Source organism: Acinetobacter sp. YH12155, assembly GCF_013418255.1.
GTDB lineage: Bacteria > Pseudomonadota > Gammaproteobacteria > Pseudomonadales > Moraxellaceae > Acinetobacter > Acinetobacter indicus.
In genome coordinates, this window is record NZ_VPCK01000004.1 from 129553 (window position 1) to 155155 (window position 25603).

At 48.0% G+C, this 25603-nt stretch carries 19 protein-coding genes; 12 read left to right on the forward strand and 7 right to left on the reverse strand.

What is annotated here, in order from left to right; genetic code table 11:
* Window positions 1-81: 81 nt before the first annotated feature.
* From FTU86_RS03875 to FTU86_RS03890, 4 genes are all read left to right on the forward strand, one after another.
* Window positions 82-381 (forward strand): helix-turn-helix transcriptional regulator, encoded by a 300-nt coding sequence (locus tag FTU86_RS03875; RefSeq protein ID WP_104489264.1) that lies wholly within the window; start codon window positions 82-84, stop codon window positions 379-381.
* Between the two features lie 45 nt (window positions 382-426).
* Window positions 427-1506 carry an alkene reductase gene (locus FTU86_RS03880; protein ID WP_180048331.1) on the forward strand — a complete coding sequence of 360 codons (1080 nt, stop codon included), beginning with the start codon at window positions 427-429 and terminating at the stop codon, window positions 1504-1506.
* Between the two features lie 106 nt (window positions 1507-1612).
* On the forward strand, window positions 1613-2893 hold the full coding sequence (locus tag FTU86_RS03885) for a 3-deoxy-D-manno-octulosonic acid transferase (protein WP_180048332.1): 1281 nt from the start codon (window positions 1613-1615) through the stop codon (window positions 2891-2893).
* A 193-nt stretch (window positions 2894-3086) separates the two neighbouring features.
* On the forward strand, window positions 3087-3797 hold the full coding sequence (locus FTU86_RS03890) for a 16S rRNA (uracil(1498)-N(3))-methyltransferase (protein WP_005180773.1): 711 nt from the start codon (window positions 3087-3089) through the stop codon (window positions 3795-3797).
* On the opposite strand, the gene FTU86_RS03895 is transcribed toward FTU86_RS03890, so the two are convergent.
* Entirely contained in the window at window positions 3783-4754 is a 972-nt protein-coding gene (locus FTU86_RS03895; RefSeq protein WP_075167295.1) for a mechanosensitive ion channel family protein, read from the reverse strand. The genes FTU86_RS03890 and FTU86_RS03895 overlap by 15 nt on opposite strands.
* A gap of 343 nt (window positions 4755-5097) precedes the next feature.
* On the opposite strand from FTU86_RS03895, the gene acs reads away from it, so the two are divergent.
* Both acs and FTU86_RS03905 read left to right on the forward strand, forming a co-directional pair.
* Window positions 5098-7041 (forward strand): acetate--CoA ligase, encoded by a 1944-nt coding sequence (gene acs, locus FTU86_RS03900; RefSeq protein ID WP_104483887.1) that lies wholly within the window; start codon window positions 5098-5100, stop codon window positions 7039-7041.
* A 135-nt stretch (window positions 7042-7176) separates the two neighbouring features.
* Complete coding sequence (locus FTU86_RS03905) at window positions 7177-8355, forward strand: acyl-CoA dehydrogenase family protein (protein ID WP_180048333.1); 1179 nt, start codon at window positions 7177-7179, stop codon at window positions 8353-8355.
* A 229-nt stretch (window positions 8356-8584) separates the two neighbouring features.
* Here FTU86_RS03905 and msuE read toward each other — a convergent pair whose 3' ends face one another.
* Complete coding sequence (gene msuE, locus FTU86_RS03910; RefSeq protein ID WP_180048335.1) at window positions 8585-9316, reverse strand: FMN reductase; 732 nt, start codon at window positions 9314-9316, stop codon at window positions 8585-8587.
* A 375-nt stretch (window positions 9317-9691) separates the two neighbouring features.
* Between msuE and FTU86_RS03915 the strand changes: the two genes are divergently transcribed.
* A complete protein-coding gene (locus FTU86_RS03915; RefSeq protein ID WP_005180757.1) occupies window positions 9692-10342 on the forward strand; it encodes a response regulator transcription factor in 651 nt (216 codons plus the stop codon).
* 65 nt (window positions 10343-10407) lie between these two features.
* Here FTU86_RS03915 and FTU86_RS03920 read toward each other — a convergent pair whose 3' ends face one another.
* Both FTU86_RS03920 and FTU86_RS03925 read right to left on the reverse strand, forming a co-directional pair.
* Window positions 10408-11175 (reverse strand): hypothetical protein, encoded by a 768-nt coding sequence (locus FTU86_RS03920; protein ID WP_005180752.1) that lies wholly within the window; start codon window positions 11173-11175, stop codon window positions 10408-10410.
* Window positions 11176-11580: 405 nt separating this feature from the next.
* Window positions 11581-15069, reverse strand: coding sequence for a PAS domain-containing hybrid sensor histidine kinase/response regulator (locus tag FTU86_RS03925; RefSeq protein ID WP_180048336.1), 3489 nt, complete (start codon window positions 15067-15069; stop codon window positions 11581-11583).
* Window positions 15070-15253: 184 nt separating this feature from the next.
* Here FTU86_RS03925 and FTU86_RS03930 point away from each other — a divergent pair, with 184 nt between their 5' ends.
* Entirely contained in the window at window positions 15254-15586 is a 333-nt protein-coding gene (locus FTU86_RS03930; protein ID WP_005180745.1) for a DUF485 domain-containing protein, read from the forward strand.
* A gap of 1 nt (window position 15587) precedes the next feature.
* Complete coding sequence (locus FTU86_RS03935; RefSeq protein WP_104489272.1) at window positions 15588-17303, forward strand: cation acetate symporter; 1716 nt, start codon at window positions 15588-15590, stop codon at window positions 17301-17303.
* Between the two features lie 42 nt (window positions 17304-17345).
* On the opposite strand, the gene FTU86_RS03940 is transcribed toward FTU86_RS03935, so the two are convergent.
* Both FTU86_RS03940 and FTU86_RS03945 read right to left on the reverse strand, forming a co-directional pair.
* Window positions 17346-18251: a hypothetical protein gene (locus tag FTU86_RS03940; protein ID WP_180048337.1), complete on the reverse strand. Its 906-nt coding sequence runs from the start codon at window positions 18249-18251 to the stop codon at window positions 17346-17348.
* Between the two features lie 3 nt (window positions 18252-18254).
* Window positions 18255-18779: a DUF697 domain-containing protein gene (locus FTU86_RS03945; protein WP_005180740.1), complete on the reverse strand. Its 525-nt coding sequence runs from the start codon at window positions 18777-18779 to the stop codon at window positions 18255-18257.
* Window positions 18780-18878: 99 nt separating this feature from the next.
* Here FTU86_RS03945 and FTU86_RS03950 point away from each other — a divergent pair, with 99 nt between their 5' ends.
* Window positions 18879-19559, forward strand: coding sequence for an ion channel (locus FTU86_RS03950; protein ID WP_005180739.1), 681 nt, complete (start codon window positions 18879-18881; stop codon window positions 19557-19559).
* A gap of 172 nt (window positions 19560-19731) precedes the next feature.
* Window positions 19732-21699, forward strand: a complete 1968-nt coding sequence (locus FTU86_RS03955) for a choline BCCT transporter BetT (protein WP_075167302.1) — start codon at window positions 19732-19734, stop codon at window positions 21697-21699.
* A gap of 65 nt (window positions 21700-21764) precedes the next feature.
* On the opposite strand, the gene omp33-36 is transcribed toward FTU86_RS03955, so the two are convergent.
* Complete coding sequence (omp33-36, locus tag FTU86_RS03960) at window positions 21765-22664, reverse strand: porin Omp33-36 (protein WP_265597165.1); 900 nt, start codon at window positions 22662-22664, stop codon at window positions 21765-21767.
* A gap of 1219 nt (window positions 22665-23883) precedes the next feature.
* Here omp33-36 and FTU86_RS03965 point away from each other — a divergent pair.
* Window positions 23884-25590, forward strand: a complete 1707-nt coding sequence (locus FTU86_RS03965; protein WP_177156129.1) for a GGDEF domain-containing protein — start codon at window positions 23884-23886, stop codon at window positions 25588-25590.
* Window positions 25591-25603 lie beyond the last annotated feature (13 nt).

A 25603-nucleotide genomic window follows, 5' to 3' on the forward strand; every position in this document is an offset into this window, starting at 1 on the left:
AAATACGATATATTGGATAAGAACACTGAATAGTGCTTTGTTGCGTTCCTTGAACACAGCCTGATGCGACGTGCCTGAATTATGGATATTGATTTAATTTTTAAAGCCTTAGCCAATCCGACGCGCCGACAAATCTTGCTCTGGTTAAAACATCCGGAACAGTTTTTGTCAGAAGAGCAGTGCGGCGGCTTTCAACGTGGCGTCTGTGCCGGCAATATCGAAAAACTCGGTAAGGTGTCGCAGTCAACCATGTCCAATCATTTATCTGTGTTACAGCAGGCCGGTTTAATTCAGGCTGAAAAACATGGTCAATGGTCCTATTTCTCCCGCAACGAAGCCCTGATTCAGCAATATATTGAATTTTTAGAAAGCTCACTCTAAGACAAAACAGCATCTGTTTGGTCGCGTGCAGCTACAGAGGCATCTATGGCAGAACTGAATACTCCCTTAACCCTGGGTCAACTCCAGTTAAAAAATCGTGTGGTGATGGCACCCTTAACCCGTAGTCGGGCTACAGATGATCGCGTTCCGACGGCATTAATGGCGGAATATTATGCCCAGCGTGCCAGCGCCGGTCTGATTATTTCTGAAGCCACAGTCATTTCTGAAGAAGCCAATGGCTATTTAAATACTCCGGGCCTGTTTAGCGATGCTCAGGTTGAAGGCTGGAAGCGGGTCACCCATGCAGTGCATGAGCGCGGCAGTTTAATTGTGGCGCAGTTATGGCATGTGGGCCGGGTGTCGCATCCCGATTTACTTCAAGGCGAAACGCCGGTGTCTGCCAGCGCTGTGCAACAGGCTGGTCATGTCAGCTTGCTGCGTCCAAAACGTCCTTATGTGCTGCCACGTCCGCTAGAAATTGCTGAAATTCACGTGATTACGGAGCAATATAAACAGGCAGCGATACGTGCCAAAGACGCCGGTTTTGACGGGGTAGAACTGCACGCGGCCAATGGCTATTTAATTGACCAGTTCCTGCAAAGCAAGACCAACCAGCGTGAAGATCAGTATGGCGGTTCAGTTGAAAACCGTGCCCGTTTCTTGCTGGAAGTGGTGGATGCCTTGATTGAGGTCTGGGGTGCCGGTCGTGTGGGTGTACACCTTGCACCGCGCGGTGATGAGCATGATATGGGAGATGATGATCCACGTGAAACATTTGGCTATGTGATGCAGGAATTGGGTAAACGTCAGATCGCGTTTTTCTTTACCCGTGAATATTTGGCAGAAGACAGTATTTCCGAGTATATGAAACAGCGTTCAGGTGGTGTTCCCTACATTGCCAATATGCGTTTAAGCCGTACCGATGCGATTGAACTGCTGGCTTCGGGCAAAGCCGATGCCGTGTCTTTTGGTAAGGCTTATATTGCCAACCCGGATTTATATGAACGTCTGCTGGATGATGCACCGCTAAATGATTTGCAGCTGGAAACCATGATTGGGGTGCAGGGTGCAGCAGGCTATACCGATTATCCAACTCTGGCTGAAAGCGTGGTGAATGCCGACTAAAGCAGCCGCGTTATTGCTTTGCTTTTTTATTTGGAGCCATATCCATTAACATGCGGATAGGGCTCTGTTATATTCTCAGGGCAAAAAATCAGTTTGAGGCATCTCTTTGGCTACTCCGTTTTGGTATAACGCAGCGTTATCTGTTCTAAAACCGTTGTATCGGTCGCGTATTAAAAAGCGGGCCGAGAGTGAAGCGCAGTATCAGCAGGAAATTGTAGAGCGTTTCGGGCCATTTCAGCCGCCGAAAAATCTGCAGGCGATCTGGTTTCATGTGGTCTCGGTGGGGGAAACCAATGCGGCCCAGCCTTTAATTGAGCATTATTTAAAAGCCGGTCATCCGGTACTGGTCACCAACACTACCAAAACCGGACAGGCACGTGCTAAAGCTCTTTTTCTTAAAGAACCCTATTTAAATTTATTTCAGGCCGTTTATTTACCAGCCGATCAAAAACATCTGATTCGGGATTTTTATCAGAAATATCAGCCCAAATTATTGCTGTTAATGGAAACCGAGCTGTGGCCGAACCTGATTGATCAGGCCCAAAACTTCCATGTGCCGTGCCTGTTGCTGAATGCGCGTCTGTCCGAAAAATCGGCCAAAGGCTATGCCAAAGTCTCCGGCCTGACCCGGGCGATGTTGCAGGGTTTGACGCAGCTGTTGGTGCAAGATCAGGCCTCACATAGCCGCTTTGTAGCACTGGGTGCAGGTGCTGAACAGACTCAGGTGGTGGGTAGTATCAAGTTTGATATTAGTGCACCGCCGGCCTTTATTGAACAGGCCAACATGTTGCAGCAGGACTGGCAGCTGGCAGGCCGTAAAGTGATCACACTGGCCAGCACCCATGCACCGGAAGAAAAAGACGTACTGGCCGTGTTAAAACCAGCCTTGATAGCAGATCCGGCGCTGGTTTGTATTGTGGTACCGCGCCATCCGGAACGTTTTGATGAGGTCTTTCACGCCGCACAGGCTTTGGGTTTGCGCACCCAACGCCGTAGCCTGGGACAGAAAATTGAAGCGGATACCCAGGTCTATCTGGCCGATTCAATGGGCGAAATGTGGCTCTGGTACGGTCTGAGTCAGGCCTGTTATGTTGGCGGTTCTTTAAATGAACCGGGTGGTGGGCATAATATTCTGGAGCCGATAGCGCTGCATGTGCCGACTATTCTGGGTAAGAATTATTTTAACTTCCAGACCATTGTCGATGAGTTTGTCGACGCTCAAGCGGTGGTGGTGGTAGAGAATGCTGAACAAGCGGCACAGACCATGCTGGAGATCTTATCGGATTCCTCCAAAGCACTGACTTTAAATACTGCAGCACAAAAGATTATGCAGCAGAATCAGGGTTCACTGGCAAAGCATATTCAGGTAATTGATCAATATCTTTGATGATATTCTGATGGGTAAAGAAGCTGATTTTCATGGATTTACGAGATCAGATTCAAACCGGGCCTTCTCTTTATCGATTTAATACCAGGAACTCTTCTTCTTTTACTTTAGTTTGGAAAAAGGAGTCCTGCCTCGGACCGTTGTGGATGACGTTTCCGCCTATCCAGTGATGGATTTGTTGAGTTATTTTTTTATGAATATTGTCCTTCTTGATCCTCGCCAAACTGAATCTGAACTGTGGTCGATTAGTTCAACGCGGCAGTTAGCGCATTTGCAACAGCATCTGGATATTCAGGTTGGTGATACCCTGAAAGTTGGGATTCGTGAAGGCAAACGGTATCTCACGGAAATTATCGAAATTACAGACAAAACAGTTCGTCTAAAACCGTTAAAAGAAGAAGCTGTGCCAGCAAAATTGCCAGTGACGTTAATTGTGGCTTTACCACGTCCGAAAGTGCTGCGCCGTTTAATTATGGATGCAGTCACGGTCGGGGTGGAAAAAATTATCCTGATGCATAGCTATCGGGTCGATAAAAGCTACTGGCAGACGCCATTTTTACAGCAGCTGGAGCATTATATTGAACTGGGGCTGGAGCAGGCTGGCGATACCATTGCACCAAAAGTTGAACTGTACAAACGCTTTAAACCCTTTGTTGAAGATGTTTTACCGGGTCTGATTAGCGCCGATTGTCCTGCCTATGTGGCACATCCCTATGCAGAGATGCGCATGCCTGCCGCGATTCAGCATCCCTGTAGCATTGTGATTGGGCCGGAAGGTGGTTTTATTCCTTATGAGGTCGATCTTTTGATACACAACGGCTGCCAGGCGGTGAGTCTGGGCAACCGGATTATCCGCACGGAAACCGTGATTCCGTATGTGCTGGGACGTTTATTTAGCCTCTGAGCTGTCTGCCACCGATGGATCACCGCGATAGACTTTCACTTCCTGCACCGGGTAAGGAATGGAAATGCCCTGTTCGGCAAAGCTTTGAATGACTTCTTCCTGAATTTTACTGATAGATGCCGCGCTATTGGTTTCGCTGGTATTAATCCACCATTGCACGCGTAAATTGACCGAGAAATTGGCCAGCGCATCGACATTAACGCTAAATTCCGGCTGGGTCAGAATGGTCGGGTCACGTTTCAGAATGCACATCACCAGATCTTTGGCTTTCTGAATGTCATCTTCATAGCCAATGCCGACCACAAATTCGCAGCGGCGGCGTGGAAAGGCAGTATTGACGGTAATGGCGCTGGTATAGACCGTGGCATTGGGAATCACAATGCGGCGACCATCGGCCGAGCGTAAAAAGGTGGCGCGAATCTGGATATCTTCGACCGTACCTTCCAGTCCATTCACCAGAATGCTGTCGCCAATCTTAAAGGGCTCACCCAGTAAAATCAGCACGCCGGAAAGCAGGTTCTGGAAAATATCCTTAAAGGCAAAGCCAATGGCAACCGAACCAATCCCGAGGGCGCTCATCAGCTGGCCCGGGGTAAAGCCGGGAATGGCAATCACCAGACCAATTAAGAACCCGAAGAAGATAATCACCGAACTGCCAACCCGGTTCAGTACCAGCACCAGATTTTGCCGGGTATAACTGCGGTTGGATAAGGTTTTTTTCACAAAAAATTTAAACAGCTGGGCAATCAGCCAGAAAATCAGAATCACGCCAAGCGCGATCAGGAAATAGGGCACACGCTCCCAGAAGCCTTCCATGATTTTATCAATAGCAGAATAGGCATCATTGTATTTATGGGTATGTTCAATGACTTTCTGGGTGGTTTTTTCCGTGGCCTGTTGAATCAGCTCGGAAGTTTCTTGGGTGACTTCGCCCAGTTGGGTTTTTTCTTCGGCCACGAATCTGCCAGTCCTCAGCAATAAAATCGTATTTTGCCTGAAATCCGGCCGGATTTTAATAAACATTCTGCAAGCGCGCTGCCTATTTTTGCAAAGTACACTGCGGTTTTGACTGCAAGCGGGTTGTTTTTATAGATAAAGCTACTGCTTTTATACTGAAAAGTACGGCAAAGACATTGAATCTGCTGGTGTATCTGTGCTTAAAATTAAATCAATCGCTACGACCAAAGCATGATTGTGGTGGAGAAAAAATAAGCGTCATACTGCTGATATGCAGAAATAAAAAATCAAGAATGTGGCATACATCTCGTGATGAGATGAGAGAAGATCAAGGAAGTATAATATGAATGAGATCTATCCTGTACCCGAAGAATTTAAGAAAACTGCGCGTACCAACGAGGCAGAATATTTCGAACGTTATCAGCAATCCATTGAACAACCCGACGAGTTCTGGGCCGAGCAGGCCAAGCGTCTGGACTGGATTAAGCCGTTTACCCAGGTCAAAAATACCAATTTTGATCCGGACAATTTCAAGATTGAATGGTTTGCCGATGGCCAGCTCAATGTCAGTGCCAACTGTCTGGACCGGCATTTAAAAGAACATCCTTATAAACCGGCAATTATCTGGGAAGGCGACCACCCTTCACGGCATAAAATTATTTCCTACCGTGAGCTGTACGATGAAACCTGCCGCTTTGCCAATGTGCTGAAAAAAAATGGCGTCACCAAAGGCGACCGCGTAGTGCTGTATATGCCAATGGTGTCCGAGGCTGCCATTGCCATGCTGGCCTGTGCCCGGATTGGCGCGGTGCATTGTGTGGTGTTTGGTGGATTCTCTCCAGATTCGCTGGCCAGCCGGATTGAAGACAGTCAGGCCAAACTGGTGATTACCGCAGATTCGGCCATGCGCGGCGGCAAGCCGATTTATTTAAAGGCCAATGTCGATCAGGCCCTTACTGTGGCCGGTACCGAGTCGGTGCAAAACGTGATTGTGGTCCACCGGACCGGTAACCCGATTGAAATGAAAGCCGGGCGTGACCTGTGGTATCACATGGAAATCATGACGGTCAATGAAATTTGCCCGCCTGAGCCAATGAATGCCGAAGACCCGTTATTTATTTTATATACTTCCGGCTCGACCGGTAAGCCGAAAGGGGTGCTGCACACCACCGGCGGTTATCTGACTTATGTCAACAGTACCTTCCGTGAAGTGTTTGATATTAAACAGGATGATGTGTTCTGGTGTACCGCCGATGTCGGCTGGGTGACCGGGCACTCCTATGTAATTTACGGGCCATTATCGAATGGCACCACCACAGTGATGTTTGAAGGGGTGCCGCAATATCCGACCTGGGCGCGCACCGGGCATTTGATTGATAAACACAACGTCACGATTTTATATACCGCACCCACTGCGATTCGCGCCATGATGCGTGAAGGCGACAGCTTTGTACGGGAAAGTGACCGCAGCAGTCTACGTCTGCTTGGTTCGGTTGGTGAACCGATTAACCCGGAAGCCTGGAACTGGTACTACACCGTGGTTGGTGAAAGCCGCTGCCCAATTGTGGATACCTGGTGGCAAACCGAAACCGGCGGGATTCTGATGTCGCCGCTGCCGGGCGCAACGCCACTGAAACCGGGCTCGGCCACGCGTCCGCTGTTTGGGGTACAACCGGCCCTGGTCGATGCTGAAGGTAATGAGCTGGAAGGTGAAGCCGAAGGTAACCTGATTATCAAGGATTCCTGGCCAGGGCAAATGCGCACCATCTGGGGCGATCCGGCTCGCTTTATTGAAGCCTATTTTGCCACCTATCCGGGCAGTTACTTTACCGGAGATGGCGCGCGCCGCGATAAAGATGGCTATTACTGGATTACCGGCCGGGTCGATGATGTCCTGAATATTTCCGGACACCGCCTAGGCACGGCTGAAATTGAAAGTGCGCTGGTGGCACATGATGCGGTGGCCGAAGCCGCGGTGGTGGGCATGCCGCATGATATTAAAGGTCAGGGCATTTGTACCTTTGTTACCTTGCAAGCCGGCGTGACAGAAAGTGATGAGCTGCGTACCGAACTGGTCAACTGGGTCCGGAAAAATCTGGGACCGGTGGCCACTCCAGATGCGCTGCATTGGGCACCGGCCTTACCAAAAACCCGTTCCGGTAAAATCATGCGCCGGATCTTGAGAAAAATTGCCGCCAATGAGCTGGATAGTCTGGGCGATACCTCAACCCTGGCAGAACCACAAGTGGTAGATCAGCTGATTGCCACGGTGCAAGCCAGCCGTTAAAAATAAATATTAAGATACCGCCTCTCGTAGGCGGTATTTTTATACTGAAAACCGTGTAGCATAGCTGGACACGATGCGAGCACAACAGCCCGCTCCATCCACAGTATTACGATTGATCAAGGATATGATTTTTAGATGAACCCGACTACGGCCACTGTTTTAGACCCGCGTGAAATTGCCCGACAACTGGCCCGCCAGTTTGCCCAGACCGCCGCTGAACGTGACCGGCAGGGCGGTAATCCCAAAGCAGAGCGTGATCTGATTCGCCGTAGCGGTTTGCTGAGTTTATCAATTCCGACAGAATATGGCGGGCAGGGTGCCGCCTGGTCGACTATATTTAAAACGGTCCAGATTTTGGCACAAGCGGACAGCTCCTTGGCGCATGTCTATGCATTTCATCATTTACTGATTGCCACCGTGCAGCTGTTCGCCCAGCCCGCACAATATCAGCACTGGTTGCAACAGACAGTTCAGCAGCAGCTGTTTTGGGGCAATGCCCTGAATCCGCTGGATCGGCGTACCACGGTCACACCGGTCGCAGATTCTGAATATCTGTTTCAGGGCGATAAAAGCTTCTGCTCCGGTTCGGTCGATTCAGACCTGTTGCTCTGTTCCGGTTATGATGCGACCGGCAGGCTTTTGATTGCGGTGATTCCGAGTACCCGGAGTGGTGTCCATTTTCTGGGTGACTGGCACAATATGGGACAGCGCCAGACCGATAGCGGCACGACCCATTTTGAACAGGTGCGTGTTCATCAACATGAATTGCTGCTGAATCCCGGACCGCTAAGTACGCCTTATGCCAGTTTGCGGCCGCTAATTGCACAACTGATTTTTGTGCATCTGTTTTTGGGTGTGGCCGAAGGGGCATTTGAAACAGCGATTCAGAGCGTGCAAGGTCAAAAAGCCTGGTCCAAATCTCGGGTCGAGCAGGCGGTGGATGACCCGTTTATTCAACGGCATTGCGCCGAGTTTTATCTGCAGCTAGAAAGTGTCCGGCTTTTGGCAGATAAAGCCGTGCAGAGTGTGCAGCAGGCTTGGCGCATCGGACCGGAACTCACGGCTGAACAGCGCGGTGAAGTAGCGGTGGCCATTGCTACGGCCAAAATTGCCTCGACCAATACCTCTTTATATATTACCGAGCAGATGTTTCAGGTAATGGGCGCACGGGCCACCACCGCCCAGCTGAATCTGGATCGTTTCTGGCGCAATGTGCGTACCCAGACCCTGCATGATCCGGTGGATTATAAATATCAGGAACTGGGCGAATGGGTGCTGACTGGCAAAGTGCCAGATCCCAGTTTTTATTCTTAAGACTTAAACCGCTTCATCCTGATTTCAGTGAGTCAGAGCTTAAAATGAAAAAATCCCTCAAGCCGAGTCTTGAGGGAAAAATAAGGGGCCTGTTGTTGTGTTTATTTGATCCGGCATTGCAGCGATGTTTCGCTGCAAGCTTGCGGACCCAGACTGCTGCAAGCCTGAATCCGCAGGATCAATGGCCAAGACTACACTCGGAAGAAGGGGATGCCAGCGGGTCAGCAGGTTAAGCCACTTGCGGTTTGACCTTGTTCTGATGCAGACGCGATTCTGCTGCATCTAGACTAGGTACTGCAGCAGAAGGTAGTACTTCATCCTGCTCAATCTGTTTATTAATGCCCAGGTTCTGGTTGGCCTGCTGGGTTTTACTTTTCACCACTTCGGCGCGCTGGCCTTTGGCCGGTGCCCATTCCAGAATGGGCAGGGCGCGTGCCACAGCCAACGTAATCCGGTCACGCAGGGCCTCGCTATGGATGGTGTATTCCGGGGTAAAGTCACGATCTGTGGCATAGACACCAATAGGCAAGGTTTGCGCCTGGAAAAAGCTGAATAACGGACGCAGCTGATGCTCCAGTACCAAGGCATGGCGGTCACTACCCCCCGATGCCGCCAGTAATACCGGTACATCTACCAGCGCAGTCTGTTCGACAAAATCAAAGAAATGTTTGAATAGACCGGTAAAGGAGGCGCGATATACCGGTGTACCGACAATTAACGCATCCGCCGCTTCAACGGCAGCCAGATCATCCTGCACGTGCTGTGGCAACTGCTTGCGGTAAATGGCGCCGCCCAGCAAAGGGGCAATTTCACTGAATTTAATAAAATGCACCTGAATCGGGGTGGCTTCGCCCAGTTCATCAATAATGGCTTGTACCAAAGCTTCGGTTTTAGACGGATGATTTAAGCCGCCCGATACTGCGACAATATTGAGTGGTTTGGTTGAATTGAAAACAGACATAGGCTTACCTGAATTGTGGTTGATCTCGGAATGTCTGTTATTAATCAATAGTTGAATTACCCTGTAAAATAAGCAAATACAGAAAAGTTATCTGTTTTTCAGATAACTTTAAAATGAGCAATTAATAACTAAATTTAATGAAATAAATAATTGAAATTTATACTTATATGCGACTCAGATAAGCATCTGAATCAGGCTGATAAATATTATATCAAAATCAGATTTCCTATCTCAGATTTAAGAAAATGTAAGAAAATATGAATAATCGGACAAAAAATCTCGTTTAAGCCAAAAATAGTTCACTCTTGCATATCCTTAACTGCATTTGTATGGGTAGAATAGGAGCCATTGTGCACAAGATCTCTCACGTCACTTATGAATATTTTAATCGTTGATGATCATCCGCTGTTTCGTCATGCTTTAATTCAGGCTGTACGCTATAGCTTACCGCAAGCTCAAATTCATGAAACTGCTGCAGTCAATGAATTCTATGAACGTTTAGAAAAAGGACCTGAACCTGATCTTGTTCTCCTCGATTTAAATTTGCCAGGCGCTTCGGGTTTCTCGGCGCTGGTGCATGTGCGTGCACAATATCCTTCAATTCCGATTATTGTGGTGTCGGCACATGAAGAAGTGTCGATTATCCAGCGTGCCATTGCGCATGGTGCCATGGGTTATATTCCAAAATCTGCCCACCCAAGCCATATTGGCGAAGCGATTCGTCAGGTGCTGGAAGGCGAAATCTGGTTACCGCCAAACCTGCCGGCCAATGTCAATTTTGACCCGCGTGCTGCCGATGAAACTGCACTGGCAGAGCGGATTCAGTCCTTAACGCCGCAGCAGTTCCGTGTGTTGATGATGGTGGCTGAAGGTTTGCTGAATAAACAGATTGCCTATGAACTGGATGTTTCTGAAGCGACCATTAAGGCACACGTGACGGCGATTTTCCGTAAACTGGGCGTACAAAACCGTACCCAGGCGGTATTGGCGATTAATGCGCTGAATATTGAAGAAAAGAAAATCTAAATATTGAAAAATATATAAAAAGGACATCAAATGATGTCCTTTTTGTTTTGCAGATCGGCTAAGGCTTAAGCCAGACAATCCTGTTTCGGTGTGGCATCGGTACAGAACAGCGGATTCAAAGCGCATTGCAATTCATCAATCTGTTCCTGAGTCACATAGTCCTGAGATTTTAAGTAGTCGGCAATACGGTCATCGCGCAGGCTTAAAAATGCCGGATCATAGACGCCTAAATCGACAAATAGCGCGGCAGTTTCCAGACTGTTAAAACGGTCCAAATAGACATCATTGCCATACATCAGGAAGATATGATCTTCATGGGAATGAATATCTACACCTAAACGCTGTGCCAGTTCATGCGGCGGGGTTTTGATAAACAGTAAATCGGACAGTTCATCAAACTGGCTGGTATCGAGTTCGGTTTTATCGGTTTTGACTTTGCCGAGCCAGGCTTTAAATACCAGGACCGCACCACCGCGCAGCAGCATGCTCCAGATCTGGTGACGGGTGGTGGCACCAAGACAGTCACATTCAGTTTCCAGCGAACGCAGCAGTTTCTGTTCCTGTTCAGACAGTTTTTCAAACAGGCCCAGTCCTTGTGGTTTATAGGCTGCCGGACTAAATACATCAAAATGCAGTTCATCAAAGACCTGTAAGGCCAGCGGTACAGCGGTTTGATAAATGGTATTCAGGGCTTCAATATGCGCATGTTCTAATTTGCTGTGCTGAAACAGGGTTTTCCAGTCGATGGCCGGCAACAGGGCATTGGCGCCATACTGACGGTGAAACTGTTGGTTCTGCTCATGACCTTGCTGTACTGCGCTTGAAAGACTCATCAAAAAACTCCTCTAGGCTGGATGATGATCAGCTCCGGACAGGACGTTCAGGGGCTCATCTCCAGACTAAACACTGATCTTTTCTTTTTAATGTCTTTTTTATGCGCGTATTGCTACATATCAGATATGCGACTAAAGTCTAATGCATATTTTTTAATCAAAAAATAATTTTAAAAATCATAAGATTAAAATTTTGTAACCAGGTATACAGCTGTACACTGAGATTTTTGGTAGCCTTTGCCATAGTAAATAATTCAATGGAATTTTCTGCCAATGGCTGTCAGGCAGATAGTGCCTGTTTTGAGCAGTTTTGCCTAGCGGGCTGCAATAAATCGCCATTTTCAGGCCCAAAATACAAAACCTCTTTGTTACCGAAGCCGCAAAGAGGTTTCAAAATATGTCAGCCTAAGCTGAAATTTTCAGACCGGATAACCAGGCTCGCAAGGAGGCCGGTTTCAGCGGTTTTTTCAGCAACACGATATTCAGCTCTTTTAGACGCTGCGGTAATTCCGGATCCGAATCGGCGGTAATTAATGCCACTGGTACATTTTCCTGACGGTTGGCCAGAATAAAGTCCAGACCGACTTTATTGTTATTTAAATGCTGATCGACCAGCCAGACCTGAATATTTTCCTGCTGGATAATCTCCAGGGCCTGTTCCGGTTCGGTGGCTTTAAAGACCTGATAGCCCCATTTGCCCAATAAGGTCGCCATGCCTTCTAAAATGGTTTCATCATTATCCAGACACAGAATTTTATAGGCCTTGGTTTTCAGCGGTACGGCCTGAACCGGTGCAGCCACGGCTTTAGGTGCAGCCACCACCGGTACTTCAATCATGAAGCAGGAGCCCTGTCCGAGAGTGGAATAGACATAGACCGGATAATCCAGCAGGCTGGTCATACGCTGCACAATGGCCAGACCGAGGCCCAGACCCTGTTCACCCCACGGCGAGGTATGGCCGCAACGTTCAAATTCCTGGAACAGTTTAATGCGCTGTTCTTCGGCAATGCCGGGACCGGTATCCCAGACCCCGATGCGGATATGCTGCGGACGCTGTGCAGAACGTAATACCCCGACCACGACTTTGCCTTTGGCGGTATAACGCAGTGCATTGCTGACAAAGTTTTGGATAATCCGGCGAATCCATTGCGGATCGGTGTCAATCCAGAACTGGGCATCATGCACGACAAACTGGATGCCACGCTGTGCAGCAATGGATTTAAATTGCAGTTCCAGATCACTGAGCAGGTCATGCAGTGGATAAGGCTGACGTTTTGGCTGAATAGTGCCGCCTTCTAAACGGGCAATATCCAGCAGTGCAGACAGCATGCTTTCAGCCCCATGCAGCGCACGATCCAGCTGCTGCAAGGTTTTACGGTCATCATCTGACTGGATGCTTTGCTCCAGCGCGGTACTGAACAGACGGGCTGCGTGCATCGGCTGTAATAGGTCATGACTGGCCGCGGCAATAAAGCGGCTCTTGGACATATTGGCTTTATCGGCCTGTTCGCGCGCCAGCTGCTGTTCGGCCAGGGCATCGGCCAATTGCTGGGTACGGTCTTGTACACGTGCTTCAAGGACCGCTTCATTTTCACGGAAGGCGGTAATATCGGCAAAGGTGGTCACGAAGCCACCGCCTTCAATCGGATTACCGCGCATTTGAATCACGCGGCCATCTTTACGGATACGTTCAAACTCATGCGCACTGCCGACTTTCATCCAGTGAATCCGTTTACGCACGTGTTCTTCCACCGAGCCCGGGCCACATTCGCCGCGCTCGGCGTTATAGCGGATCAGGTCGGCAATTGGACAGCCGACATAGACAATATCTTTTGGATAATCAAACAGTTTCAGATATTGATTGTTCCAGGCCACCAGACACATGTTTTCATCGACCACGCTCACCCCCTGGGTCATGTGGTCGATCATGGTCATGATCAGGTTCTGGTTAAAGCGCTGCCATTGGGAGGCCTGGTCAAGAATATTGGCGACCTGACCTAGCGCCAGACCATTGTTGACCATCGCCGTGGTGAGCAGGGTTCGCGCCGATGCCGCGCCAATGGTGCCGGCCAGGTACTGTTCGGTAAAACGCCACCACATGCCGTTGGCATTGCTGTTTTCATTCAGCACCACATTATTCTGTTCACTGAACTGCCGGAAGGCCTGCATGGTTGGCTCATCGCCGGTAATGCGTTTGGCCAGCGTAATCAGGTCACCGACTTTTAAACGCGCCACATCCTGATGCGAATAGCTGACTTCATTGCTGGTGGTGTGTGATGGCAGCGGCTTGGTTTCATAGTAGAAGAAACTTTCAGCCTGAATCTGTTCAGCCACACTCGGGCGGAACATGCGCGATACCCAGACATACAGCAATAGGTTCAGACCAAGTGACCAGACCACACCATGTGTCAGCGGCGCAAATGATTCAAAACCTAACAGCGCTTCCGGACGTAAGCCATTAATACCAAATGGCCCCACAGTTAAATAATACTGGGTAATCGCTGAGAACTGCTCTGGCAGACTGCGTAAAACCGTTGGCCAGAGCAGGGTATAGGCCCACATGATAAAACCGACAATCAGGCCGGCATAGACGCCCTGTTTACTGCCGCCGCGCCAGTACAGCCCGCCAATCAGGGCAGGGGAGAACTGCGCTACCGCACTAAAGGCCAGTAAACCGAAGACCGAAAGCTGGTCAATATCATTAAAGAAATGGAAGAACAGGAAGCCAAGCAGCATCACCGCCAGAATACAGATGCGGCGGGTGAATTTCAGCACCAGTGGCAACCGTTTGTCATGACGCGAAATCAGGCCCGAGCGCCACAGCGCCGGCATGATCAGGTCATTACTGAGCATGATCGACAGCGCCACTGAAGACACCAGCAACATCCCGGTTGAAGCCGAAAAACCACCCAGGAAGGCCAGTAAGGTCAGCCATTCCTGATTATAGCTGAGCGGTAAGGACAGCACCGCGACATCCGGAATCATCAGATATTGCGGCGCGGCATGTAAGGCCCAGCTGGCAATTGGAATAATCGCGATGGTGGTTAAAATCAGATAAACGGCAAACCAGCGCCGTGCCCCGCGAATATGTTTTTCATCGCGTAATTCGACCACCGCCACGTGGAACTGGCGTGGCAAGCAGATAATCGCCAGTGCGGCCAGCAGGGTTTGCACCCAGAAAGTTTCCGGTACGCCCAACAGCTGCACTTCATGGAAGGTCTGGGCCACATCATTGCTGATCTGCTTCAGGTTATCGGCCGATTCAAAGACAAAGAAACCGGCCACACAGAGCAGGGCAAACAGCTTGACGAAAGATTCAAAGGCCACCGCCAGCATTAAACCGCCGTGCTGTTCGGTGTTGGCAATTTGCCGGGTGCCAAACAGCATTGCCAGAATCGCCAGCAGCGCGGTTAAAAACAGCACGCCATTGGTGGTACTTTCGACATGGGTGGTCTGATCCAGAATTACGGCAGCACTTAAGGCAATTGCGCGTAACTGCAGGGCCAGATAGGGAATAATCGCAATGACTGCCAGAATGGTCACCAGCGAGGCCAGGGCACCACTTTTGCCATATCGCGCTGCCACGAAGTCGGCAATCGAGGAAATGGCATGATGTTGCCGGACCCGACCCAAACGGCGCCAGATGTCATAGCCAACCGCCACGAACAAGAGCGGCCCTAAATAGATCGGCAGGAAGATAATGCCTTCACGCACCGCTGCACCAGTGGCCCCGTAAAAGGTCCAGGATGAACAGTAGACGCCCAAGGTCAGACTGAACAGCAGCATACGACCGCGCGTACTGAGGCGGCTCGCATGTTTTTCACCAAAAAATGCACAAATAAAAAGTAATGCAATATAAAGGGCTAACACCCCGATAATCAGCCAGCTGTTCATAATACCCGCGGTGTATTTATCTCGCGTTATAATACTCTATTCGTGAACGCATCAGTTTGAATTGCTCAAAATTTAACGACCAAAGTCTAAATTACAAGCACCCTACAAACTTGTTAGTTTTCATCATGAATATAATTCGAATTAAAAATTACGCCTAAGGCTGGGCGTTTCAAGGAGTAAAACTATGGATGAGGCTCAAGTAGATCGAATTCTACACAATCCAAAATTCAAAGAAATGGTTGCAAAAAAGCGTAATCTTAGCTGGACGCTTACCGCAATCATGTTAATCGTTTATGTCGGCTTCATGTTGTTAGTTGGCTATAACAAAGAGTTTCTATTATCTTCCATTTCTGGTGGCGTGACGACCTGGGGTATTCCACTGGGTCTGGGCATCATCGTGTTATCTTTCATTTTGTGTGCAGTGTATTCCTATATTGCGAATAACAAGCTGGATCAACTGAATGAAGAAGCAATGCGTGAAGTAGAAGCAATTGCACAACAAAAAGGACAAGACTAAGATGAAATGGACTTCATTGAAGGCGCAAGCTGCTGCAGCTTCTGCGTTGATGATGTCAGGTATGGCTTTTGCCGCACCTGATCTGGGCGCAGCAGAACAACAAGCCACCAACTGGCCTGCAATTATCATGTTCCTGATCTTTGTGGGTGCGACCCTGTTCATTACCAAATGGGCGGCGAAACAAACCACCAATACCAAAGACTTCTATACTGCCGGTGGTGGTATTTCAGGTTTCCAAAACGGTCTGGCTATTGCCGGTGACTATATGTCGGCTGCGTCTTTCCTGGGTATTTCCGCCATGGTGTTTATGTCAGGCTTCGACGGCTTGCTGTATTCACTGGGCTTCATGGTGGGCTGGCCAATCGTATTGTTCCTGATTGCAGAACGTTTACGTAACCTGGGTAAATACAACCTGTCTGACGTAGTTTCCTTCCGTTTATCAGAAAAACCGGTACGTACCCTGGCGGCATTCAGCTCGCTAGTCGTCGTCGCGTTCTATCTGATTGCACAGATGGTGGGTGCAGGTCAGCTGATCAAACTGCTGTTCGGTCTGAACTATAACATTGCAGTTGTGCTGGTTGGCTTATTGATGATGGCTTACGTTATGTTCGGCGGCATGCTGGCAACGACCTGGGTACAGATCATTAAAGCGGTACTGTTACTGTCTGGTGCAACGTTCATGGCCTTCATGGTAATGAAAGGCGTGGGCTTCAGCTTCACCAATATGTTTGAACAATCAATTCAGGTGTTCTCGAAGGTACATGACTTGAGCCTGGCTGATGCAGCCAATATCATGGGTCCAGGTAGCCTGGCATCTAACCCGATTGATGCGATCTCACTGGGTCTGGCATTAATGTTCGGTACTGCAGGTCTGCCACACATCCTGATGCGTTTCTTCACGGTAAAAGATGCCAAAGAAGCACGTAAATCTGTTGTGGTTGCAACCGGCTTTATTGGTTACTTCTACCTGTTAACCTTCATCATTGGTTTCGGTGCGATCCTGTATGTGGCCAACAACCCGCAATTCCTGGATATCGCAAAAATGGCAGTCACTGGCAAGCTTGAGCTGGTGGGTGGTAACAACATGGCGGCGGTACACCTGTCTGACGCAGTCGGTGGCGACCTGTTCATGGGCTTCATTTCAGCAGTTGCATTCGCCACAATTCTTGCGGTGGTTGCCGGTCTGACCCTGTCAGGTGCTTCAGCAATCTCTCACGACTTGTATGCCAACGTATTCAAGAAAGGCCAAACTACACCTGAATCTGAACTGCGCATGTCTAAAATCGCAACTTTAGGTTTAGCGATCTTCGCGATGATTCTGGGTATTCTGTTCGAGAAACAAAACGTTGCCTTCATGGTGGGTCTGGCATTCTCGGTAGCGGCATGTGCGAACTTCCCGGTACTGGTTCTGTCGATGTTCTGGAAAGGTTTAACTACACGTGGTGCAGTGATTGGTGGTGTTGCTGGTCTGGTGTCTGCTGTCGTGCTGATCGTATTGTCGAAAGCAGTTTGGGTCGATACGCTGGCAATTTCTGATACACCAGTGGTGCCATTTAACGGTCCTGCAATCTTCGCAATGCCATTGTCATTCTTCTGCTGCTGGTTGTTCTCGATTACCGATAACTCTGCACAAGCACAAGCGGAACGTAAAGCATTCGATGCACAGTTTGTCCGCTCACAAACCGGTATTGGTATCTCAGGTGCATCTGATCACTAAGATGAGCAGGTATGCCTAGAAAAAGCCCCGCAAGGGGCTTTTTTATGGCTGCGGTTTTTGCTTGCTGGCCCAGTAGGCCTGTAGTTTGCGATATAGCGCTGATTCTTTTTCAAACCAGGTGGCTTTGGCATTCAGTAACAGCTTGGCGACCAGGTAGGCACCCGTGACCTGACCGACCACCGGTAGACCCAACAGCAGACCAATAAAGGCAATTTTACTGACCTTGATGCCAGATACTTTGGCCGCCATCCATTTAAATTCTGACCAGCTGATTTCCTGCTGCTGATAGCGCCGGAACAGTTCATAAATCGCCAGTGAAACACTGGCCACGGAGATGGCCGGAAAGTAGTCCCAGAAATGTTCATCATTCGGGTCTTTGGCGGTGACAATCACATCAATCGCATCTTCCACGCTCTGGGTCAGCTCTTTGGTGCTGAGACCAGAACTTTCCAGACCCAACTGTGCCGCGATTTCTTCAGTGGCAAGCAACATTTCTTCAGGAGGGGCAGCAATCCAGTCTTTGCCGGTGCCAGTACCTTCGATGGCTTTTAGTTGCAGTTGCCAGCTTTCGCCGCTGTGCTGATCGGCCAGAAGCACATCAAAATCGGTATGGTCGTGCTGGTCCAGATACGCGGCATACAGACTGTCGCCATCTTCATGGTCCAGCCGTACAAACTCCATATCATGCAACATGCCTTTAACCGTCGATACCAGCCCGACAATCTGCTGCTCATCAAAACCCTGTAAATAAGCCTGAATATCTTCCAGAGGGGCGTTTGCCAGTTCAGCATGGCTGCGTCTTAATGCAGCCAGTACCGCCTGATCCGCTTCAGTCAGTTGCGGCGTGCGCGCGTTCCAGGCCAGTTTGGCCAATACGGTGGTGATGGCCAGCGCATCAAAATTTTTACGGAGATAGTGAATCGGTGAGGGTGAGGACGATCGGGTCATGGCTTAATCCTCTGGCTGTTGCAGCTGCTCTGCCTGAGCCTGTCCCTGTTTTTTACCTTGCTGGAACGCCTGTTTCCATACCGCTTTAATGCGTTCCTCACTGAGTTTTTCATTACGGGCTTTATGGGAAAAATACAGATCAGCCACTTTCATAATCGCAAAAGTCAGGCCGTAGACCAGTGGAATGGTCAGCAGGCCGCCAAAGCCAAAGGTCACGGTTTTCCAGACCCCCAGTGCAATCTGCTGCGCGGCGATGCCCAAACCCACCAGCCCGATCAGCTCCTTGACCCAGTCCAGCGCTTCATTGTCGGTCAGTTTAATGCCGTGAATGGCAGCAATCCGGCTGGCAAAGTAGCCTTGTAAGGGTGTCAGAATCAGAATATCGGCAAAAGGCAGGGGCTGAATGGCGACACCGGCACAGGTGGCACAGGCCAGATGGGTGATTTTGGCAATTTTTTTATCCTGAGAAAGGTCATCCCGGAATTCAATCTGGGTGATTTCTTGACGTACTTTTTCTGTAATTTTCATACAAAGGAGTGATCTGTCTGCGCTTTTAAGCATGCTATGGTAATCAGAACAAAAAAGAAAGTGATGTCCGCATTACACCAAGATACCCAGGATGTACCCATGCAAGCATTCATTGATTTATGGAAAGGATTCCGGCTGTTGCCTTCGGCCTGGCTGCTGTTAATGCAGTTTTTTATTCTCGTGTTGTCGCTGCTCAGTCATCATGCCACCTATCGCGTGCTGATCTGGATGCTGGGTGTGGTGGTATTGCTGTTAATTGCCAAAGTCATTCGCCAGACCCCGATGTTTACTTTTTTAGGGCTGAGCTTTGTCACGGGCGCCTTGTTCTTTTCTCTGCTGATTGTGCTGGGGGTTAATAACCCGACCGTGCTGGTGATTAGTCATGCCTTTGAAGCCGCGGCCTATTTAAGTGCGGCCTATGGTTTGCTGCGTTATATGTTTGAAGACCGTTACCTGACTCGCGATGAACTGTTTGCCGCCGGCGCAGTATTCACCTTAATTGCCTGGGCGTTTGCCTTTGTTTACAATATTTGCCAGATACTGGATCCTTCCAGTTTTTATCATCCGACCCAACCGGATTTACAAAGCTGGCTGGATCTGCTGTTTCTGAGTTTCAGTTTGCAGTCTGCCACCGGCCTGTCTGACCTGATGCCGATTGGTCCGGCAGTACGGGTGATTGCCATGCTGCAAATGTTTTGCGGGGTGATGTATCTGGCCTTAATTGTTTCCCGGCTGATTGCCCTGCAATACATTCGTCATTTGCCCAGAAATAAAGATTAATCATCGGCTTGGGCTATTGTGTTACAGCAGTTCAATAGTGTTTCTGCTGCGAGAGGACTAAGCTGTGCGCGAGTTTAAGCTCACGACACTCATCTTTTGTTCACCTTTGCGGTGAATGCTGCCCGGACCTAAAGCGTCTGTCTATCATCTTTAAAAATAAAATGGGGGAGTTATGCCTTCCGAAAAATTGCCCTGGTGGGGCAATATCAATCCGAATGTATTTATCAGTACGGTCGCGGTTATTGCGATTTTTCTGGCGGTGGTGCTGCTGGCGCCCAATAGTTTTGAACTGCTGACCCAGCGCATGAACCAGTGGATTACCGATTCTTTTAGCTGGTTCTATGTGCTGTCGGTGGCGGTGTTTCTGATTCTGCTGATTTATATTGCACTGTCCGATATGGGCAAAATCAAGCTCGGTCCGGACCATAGCCAGCCGGAATATCATCAGGGTTCCTGGTTTGCGATGCTGTTTACCGCCGGCATGGGCATTGGCCTGATGTTCTTTGGCGTGGCTGAACCGGTGATGCACTATGTTTCGCCACCGGTCGGTGAGCCGGCCACCATCCAGGCAGCGCAGCAGGCGATGCGTATTTCTTTTTTCCACTGGGGCATTCATGCCTGGGCCATTTATGCGCTGGTCGGGCTGGCGCTGGCTTATTTTGCTTACCGGCACAATCTACCACTAAAAGTCCGTTCGGCCCTGTATCCGCTGATTGGCTCAAAAATTTACGGCCCGCTCGGAGATGGGATTGATACCTTTGCCACGCTCGGCACTGTCTTCGGGATTGCCACCACTTTAGGTTTTGGTGTGACCCAGATCAATTCCGGCTTAAATTATTTATTCGGGATTGAGCAAAGCGCCAGTACCCAGATGATCCTGATTATTGTGGTCAGCAGCATGGCGTCTTTATCGGTGTTTTTTGGTCTGGACAAAGGTATTAAACGGCTGTCAGAGCTGAATCTGGTGCTGGCGGTGGTGCTGCTGTTATTTGTATTTATAACGGGGCCGAGTATCTATTTACTACAAACCACCATTCAGAATATTGGTCAGTATGCCTCGAATCTGTTTCATATGACCTTCAATTTATATGCCTATCAACCGAGTGGCTGGATTGGGGGCTGGACCATCATGTACTGGGCCTGGTGGATCTCCTGGTCGCCATTTGTGGGACTGTTTATTGCCCGGGTATCCAAAGGACGCAGTATCCGTGAATTTATTGTGGGGGTAATGCTGATTCCGACTGGTTTTACCCTGGTCTGGATGGGTTTTATGGGCAATGCCGCGCTGTATAGCATTTTGCATGAGGCGAATCTGCAACTGATGACCGCGGTACAGCAGGATTCCTCGGTAGCCCTGTTTGAGTTTTTAAGTAATCTGCCTTTTGCTTCCATCATGAGTCTGCTGGCGACCCTACTGGTGATGCTGTTTTTTGTTACTTCGGCAGATTCAGGCGCGCTGGTCACAGATTTTCTCACTGCAAAAACAGAACATTCTCCGGTCTGGCAACGCCTGTTCTGGACGGTGTTGATGGCGGTGCTGGCGATTATCCTGCTATTGGCTGGTGGCCTGAGTGCGCTCCAGTCGGCCACCATTATGAGCGCCTTGCCCTTTACCTTCATTCTGTTACTGATGTGCTGGGGCCTGCTCAAAGCCCTACGGCTAGATGTCACCAAAATGAACGCCTTGCAGGAAGCGCGGATTACGCCGCGCGCCATTCATAATCCACGCAGCTGGCAACAGCGTCTGGGGCTGATCATGCATTATCCACATAGCCAGGCCGAGGTAGAACAGTATATTCAGACCCAGGTACAGCAGGCTTTTGAGAATATTCAGAAGGAGTTTCAAAAGCGGCATCTGACTGTGTCGATTGATTCGCTGGAAGATGGCCTGCGTTTAAAGGTCGATCATCAGCATGAGATTAACTTTATCTATCAGGTAGTGTCCCGTGAAACTGTGCCGCCGAGCTTTATGCCAGAAGTCATGGCCGATGAACCGTTTTATCAGGCCGAGGTATTTTTAAGAGAGGGCGGGCAGAACTACGATGTGATGGACTGGACCCAGGAAGATTTACTACAGGATATTCTGGATCAATATGAACGGCATTTATATTTCCTGAGTATTGTGCGTAGTCCGGAATAATCATTTCTTTCAAACAAAAAAAGACGCTCATAGAGCGTCTTTTTTACATCAGTTTCTAAATCAGATTAGAAACGGAATTTAGCATTTAAGCCAACAGTTTGAGTATCAAGTACTGTTGCATCTTCTTCGCCAGCTTGAGCAGCTTCGAAGTTAGCATTTACATAGCTTGCACCTACAGAAACAGCAGGAGTGATGAAGTAATTTACGTTTGCACCCCAAGCTTTGTCTGGAGAGTTGTTGTAGCTAGACTCCATGTAAGATGCACCAACGCTAAGAGCAGGCGTTAAGTAAAGATCAGTTTTCAGGTTGTACGCTGTGCTTTCACCGTAAACAAGGCCAGTTTCAAAACCGATTGCCATGTTTGTACCATCAATTGCACCCACGTATTTAGTACGTGCAGTAATAGCATCTTGATCGTCTGCGATTGTTGCAGATTCTAGACCTGCTTTAGCAACACCGTTAGCAACAATGTTGAAAGCATCTAAAGACGCTTGGTCTGCAACGCTGGTATAACCTACAGCAACCAGGAAGTTTGGCGCTACTAATGCACCAAGTTCTAAGGCATAACGGTCGCCATTGTCATCAGCAGAACCAGTTTTGTTATCTACGATGGTGTGGTTATAAGACGCGCTTGCATAGGCTGGAACAAATTTTGTCGGAACATATGCTTCAGCTTTAGCACCATAAGCATGAACAACATCACGCTCGCCATCTTCTTGAAGTTCGCCATAGCTATAAGCTAAAGAAACATTTGATGCTTGGTTTAAAAACGCAGCTTCAGCTAAAGGACCTTTAGTTGAATCAACATTTTTGAAGTAGTAAGTACCTTGAATTGCACCAGAGAAGTCATTGTTGTTTGCAGTATTGTCGATGAATTCTGATTGACCTTGAACTTCGAATTGGTACGCTTGAGCACCGGTCATGGCTAATAATAAAGCTGTGGCTAAACCGAGTTTTTTCATGATAGTTACCAGTTTTGTTAAAAATGGATTAAACAATAGGCATTGTATTGTAACAATTTATTAAGTCAATGAAGACAAAGGAGATTATTTAGTTGAGTAATTGCTCTAAAATATGTATAGGCGAAAAAGTAGTCAATTGATAAATCTGTTGTCAACCTAAAAAGTGTATAAAGAACAAGCGGCTAAATCTCATTTGCGAAAGAAAAGTGTTTGCTGCCTCACTTTTCTTGATAGTTAATATGAATTGATTCAATATAAATTATCTATAAAAACAATCTAATAAAAATGTGAAAAGCAGCGCATAAAGCTTAAAAAATGAAACTTAAGACCAGGATTATGTAGCTGAAATTGATAACGCTTTACTTTTTTTCTACGTTTTCTGGTTTTTATAGGTCTAAATTCGCTGACTATTAATACTGGTTAAACTAAAAGCAGACTATTTTAATAGGCTTTACAAAAAGTGTGATAAGTATCATAATGGCTAGGTAAAGTTATACCGTTTGGTCAGCTTTATCGAAATTGTGATTTCGGTCATGATTTTTCTTGATGCAGGACTAGAGGTTAGAGGAACTGCACTGAGATTCTCCACAAAGTTTTACTTTTTATATGCCCAGCTTTCCCCAAGGCTGGGTTTTTTTATGCCTGAATCCTGTAGTCAGGATTAAAAACCGCTTAAGTATAAATTTATTGTGCACTATGTTGGTGCAATATTTCTTGAATTAAAAAGCGCTATTGAATATATGACCATAAAAAAATCCCGGTTTTCAACGAAAACCGGGATTTTTTAGCCAAAATTTGCGGGAAAATTTAAAATTCTGCTGAGGAATATCTAAAGTCGCCCCAATGCGGTGCATTATGCACTTATTTGATGCAGCTGTAAAATGTTTTCTTTAATTTTTTATACAATTTTTAAAACCTTATTTTTATTATATAAATCATTGGCTTATATTTAATTTTTAAGAGAATGCAATCTCGGTTGCCGTTCAAAAAAATAGAAGCTTACTCTAATTTCGTCGGTTTTTATTCAACTTAATCAATAAATTTGTTAACCTTGTCACAATTTTTTAGTTATCTTGTTGATTTATTCGACTTATAGTTGAATGAACGCTACCGCTGTCCTGTTATTTTTTCCTCAGCAGTGTGGTCATCCGCTTCAGGTCGTTGCTCTGCCTTTGTTGATTCAATACGTTCAGTTCATGCTCATGGTCGTGAGGTTATAAACATGTCCCATCGCTTGCATTCAGAGAATACTAAGCAGCGTCTGTTTATTTCTATGCTCATTATCATCCTGTCGATTCTGTTTATTTCGGTTCCGGTGACGCTGAAGAGTTATCGCTCTTATCAGCAGTCCGATGTGGTGCTGACCGAAATTTCAGTCTTACGTCATGTGGCCGATCTGGCCAATGAGATTTCACGCGAACGTGGTCCGGCCAATAAGGTCATGTCCAGTACTCCAGATGAACTCAGTGCCAACCTGAAAGAGCTGACCCTGTTTCGAGAGCGGGTCGATCTGCAGATTGAACACACCATGCAATTGTTAAATAGCGCCGGTTTTGCTGCACAGGCCAATGCCTTGACCACCGATTTAAAACCGGCTTTGGCAAAAGGACGTGCTGCGGTGGATGCCTATGCAGCACAACCCTATGCCCAGCGCAGTTCAGCACAGCTGGATCAGGCCATTCAGGCCATGTTTCGTGCCTGGGATGAAGTCTATGAGGTGCTGAAGCATGTCATGATGCAGTCGGAAGGCAAAAAGACCATGCTGTCGGAGTCCTATAGTCTGATTCTGGTACTGGCCGATTTACGTGATCAGGCCGGACGTCTGGCCTCGACGATTATGGCGGCCGTGACTTTTAAAGAACCAATTCCTGAACAGAACCTGGCTTATTCCTTACAGAGCCAGCGGCAATCTTATTATTTATGGGATCTGGTCAACTCGATTCAGCCTGAACAGCACAAAACGCCTGAATACCTGGGACTGCATCAACAGGTTAAACAAAAATATCTGGATCAGGGGGTTCCTATTGTCAGCCAGCTGATTGAAGAAAGTCTGCATGCGCGCCCGTATTCATTAAGCGGAATTGAATTGACTCTGAAGATTGTCGATAAATTTACGACAGTGGTGAATCTGCAGAAATATCTGCTGGATTATAGTGTCTGGCTGGCCCAGCAGGAGCGCCATGCTGCCTGGCAGCAGTTTATCCTGACGCTGTCGGTGTCGATTATTTCCTTGCTGGCAGCGCTGTTTACCATGGTCTATGCGCGTTTTAAGGTATTTAAACCTTTAATTGAAGCGCGAGATCTGATTTTAGAGTTATCTGAAGCCCAGCCGCAGACGGCCACAGCTCCAGATTCCTCACCCACCTCTTTATTTGCTGCACTCAAGCAGTTGCAGGCACGCTTGGCTGAACGGGATTTGCTGGAATTCCAGCTACGTAATATGGCCAATACCGATACCCTGACCGGGGTTTCCAATCGTCTGGCGCTAGAAGAATATATTCAATATCTGAATCAGAATCCGGACAAGCTCCATCAAACCGGTTTAATTATTATTGATATTGATGACTTTAAAGAGGTCAATGATCAGTATGGGCATATTGTCGGTGACCGGGTGATTCAGGGAATTGCCGAAGTGTTAAAACACAGTGTGCGTTCATCTGACCTGATTGTGCGTTATGGGGGCGATGAATTCCTGATTCTGATTGAGCAGATTGATCTGGACGGGGCCTTGAGTATTGCCGAGAAATTACGTCAGGAAATTAGCCAGAATGTTCTGACCCTGCCGGGACTGGACACGCCATTAAATATTTCTGTCAGTGCCGGGGTCGCCGCAGATGCAGGCAGCTGGATGGAGCTGTTTGGCCGGGCAGACCAGTCCTTATTTAAGGCCAAAGAGAAGGGGCGGAATAGGGTGGAAAGTATGCTCTAAACCGTAAATTAAA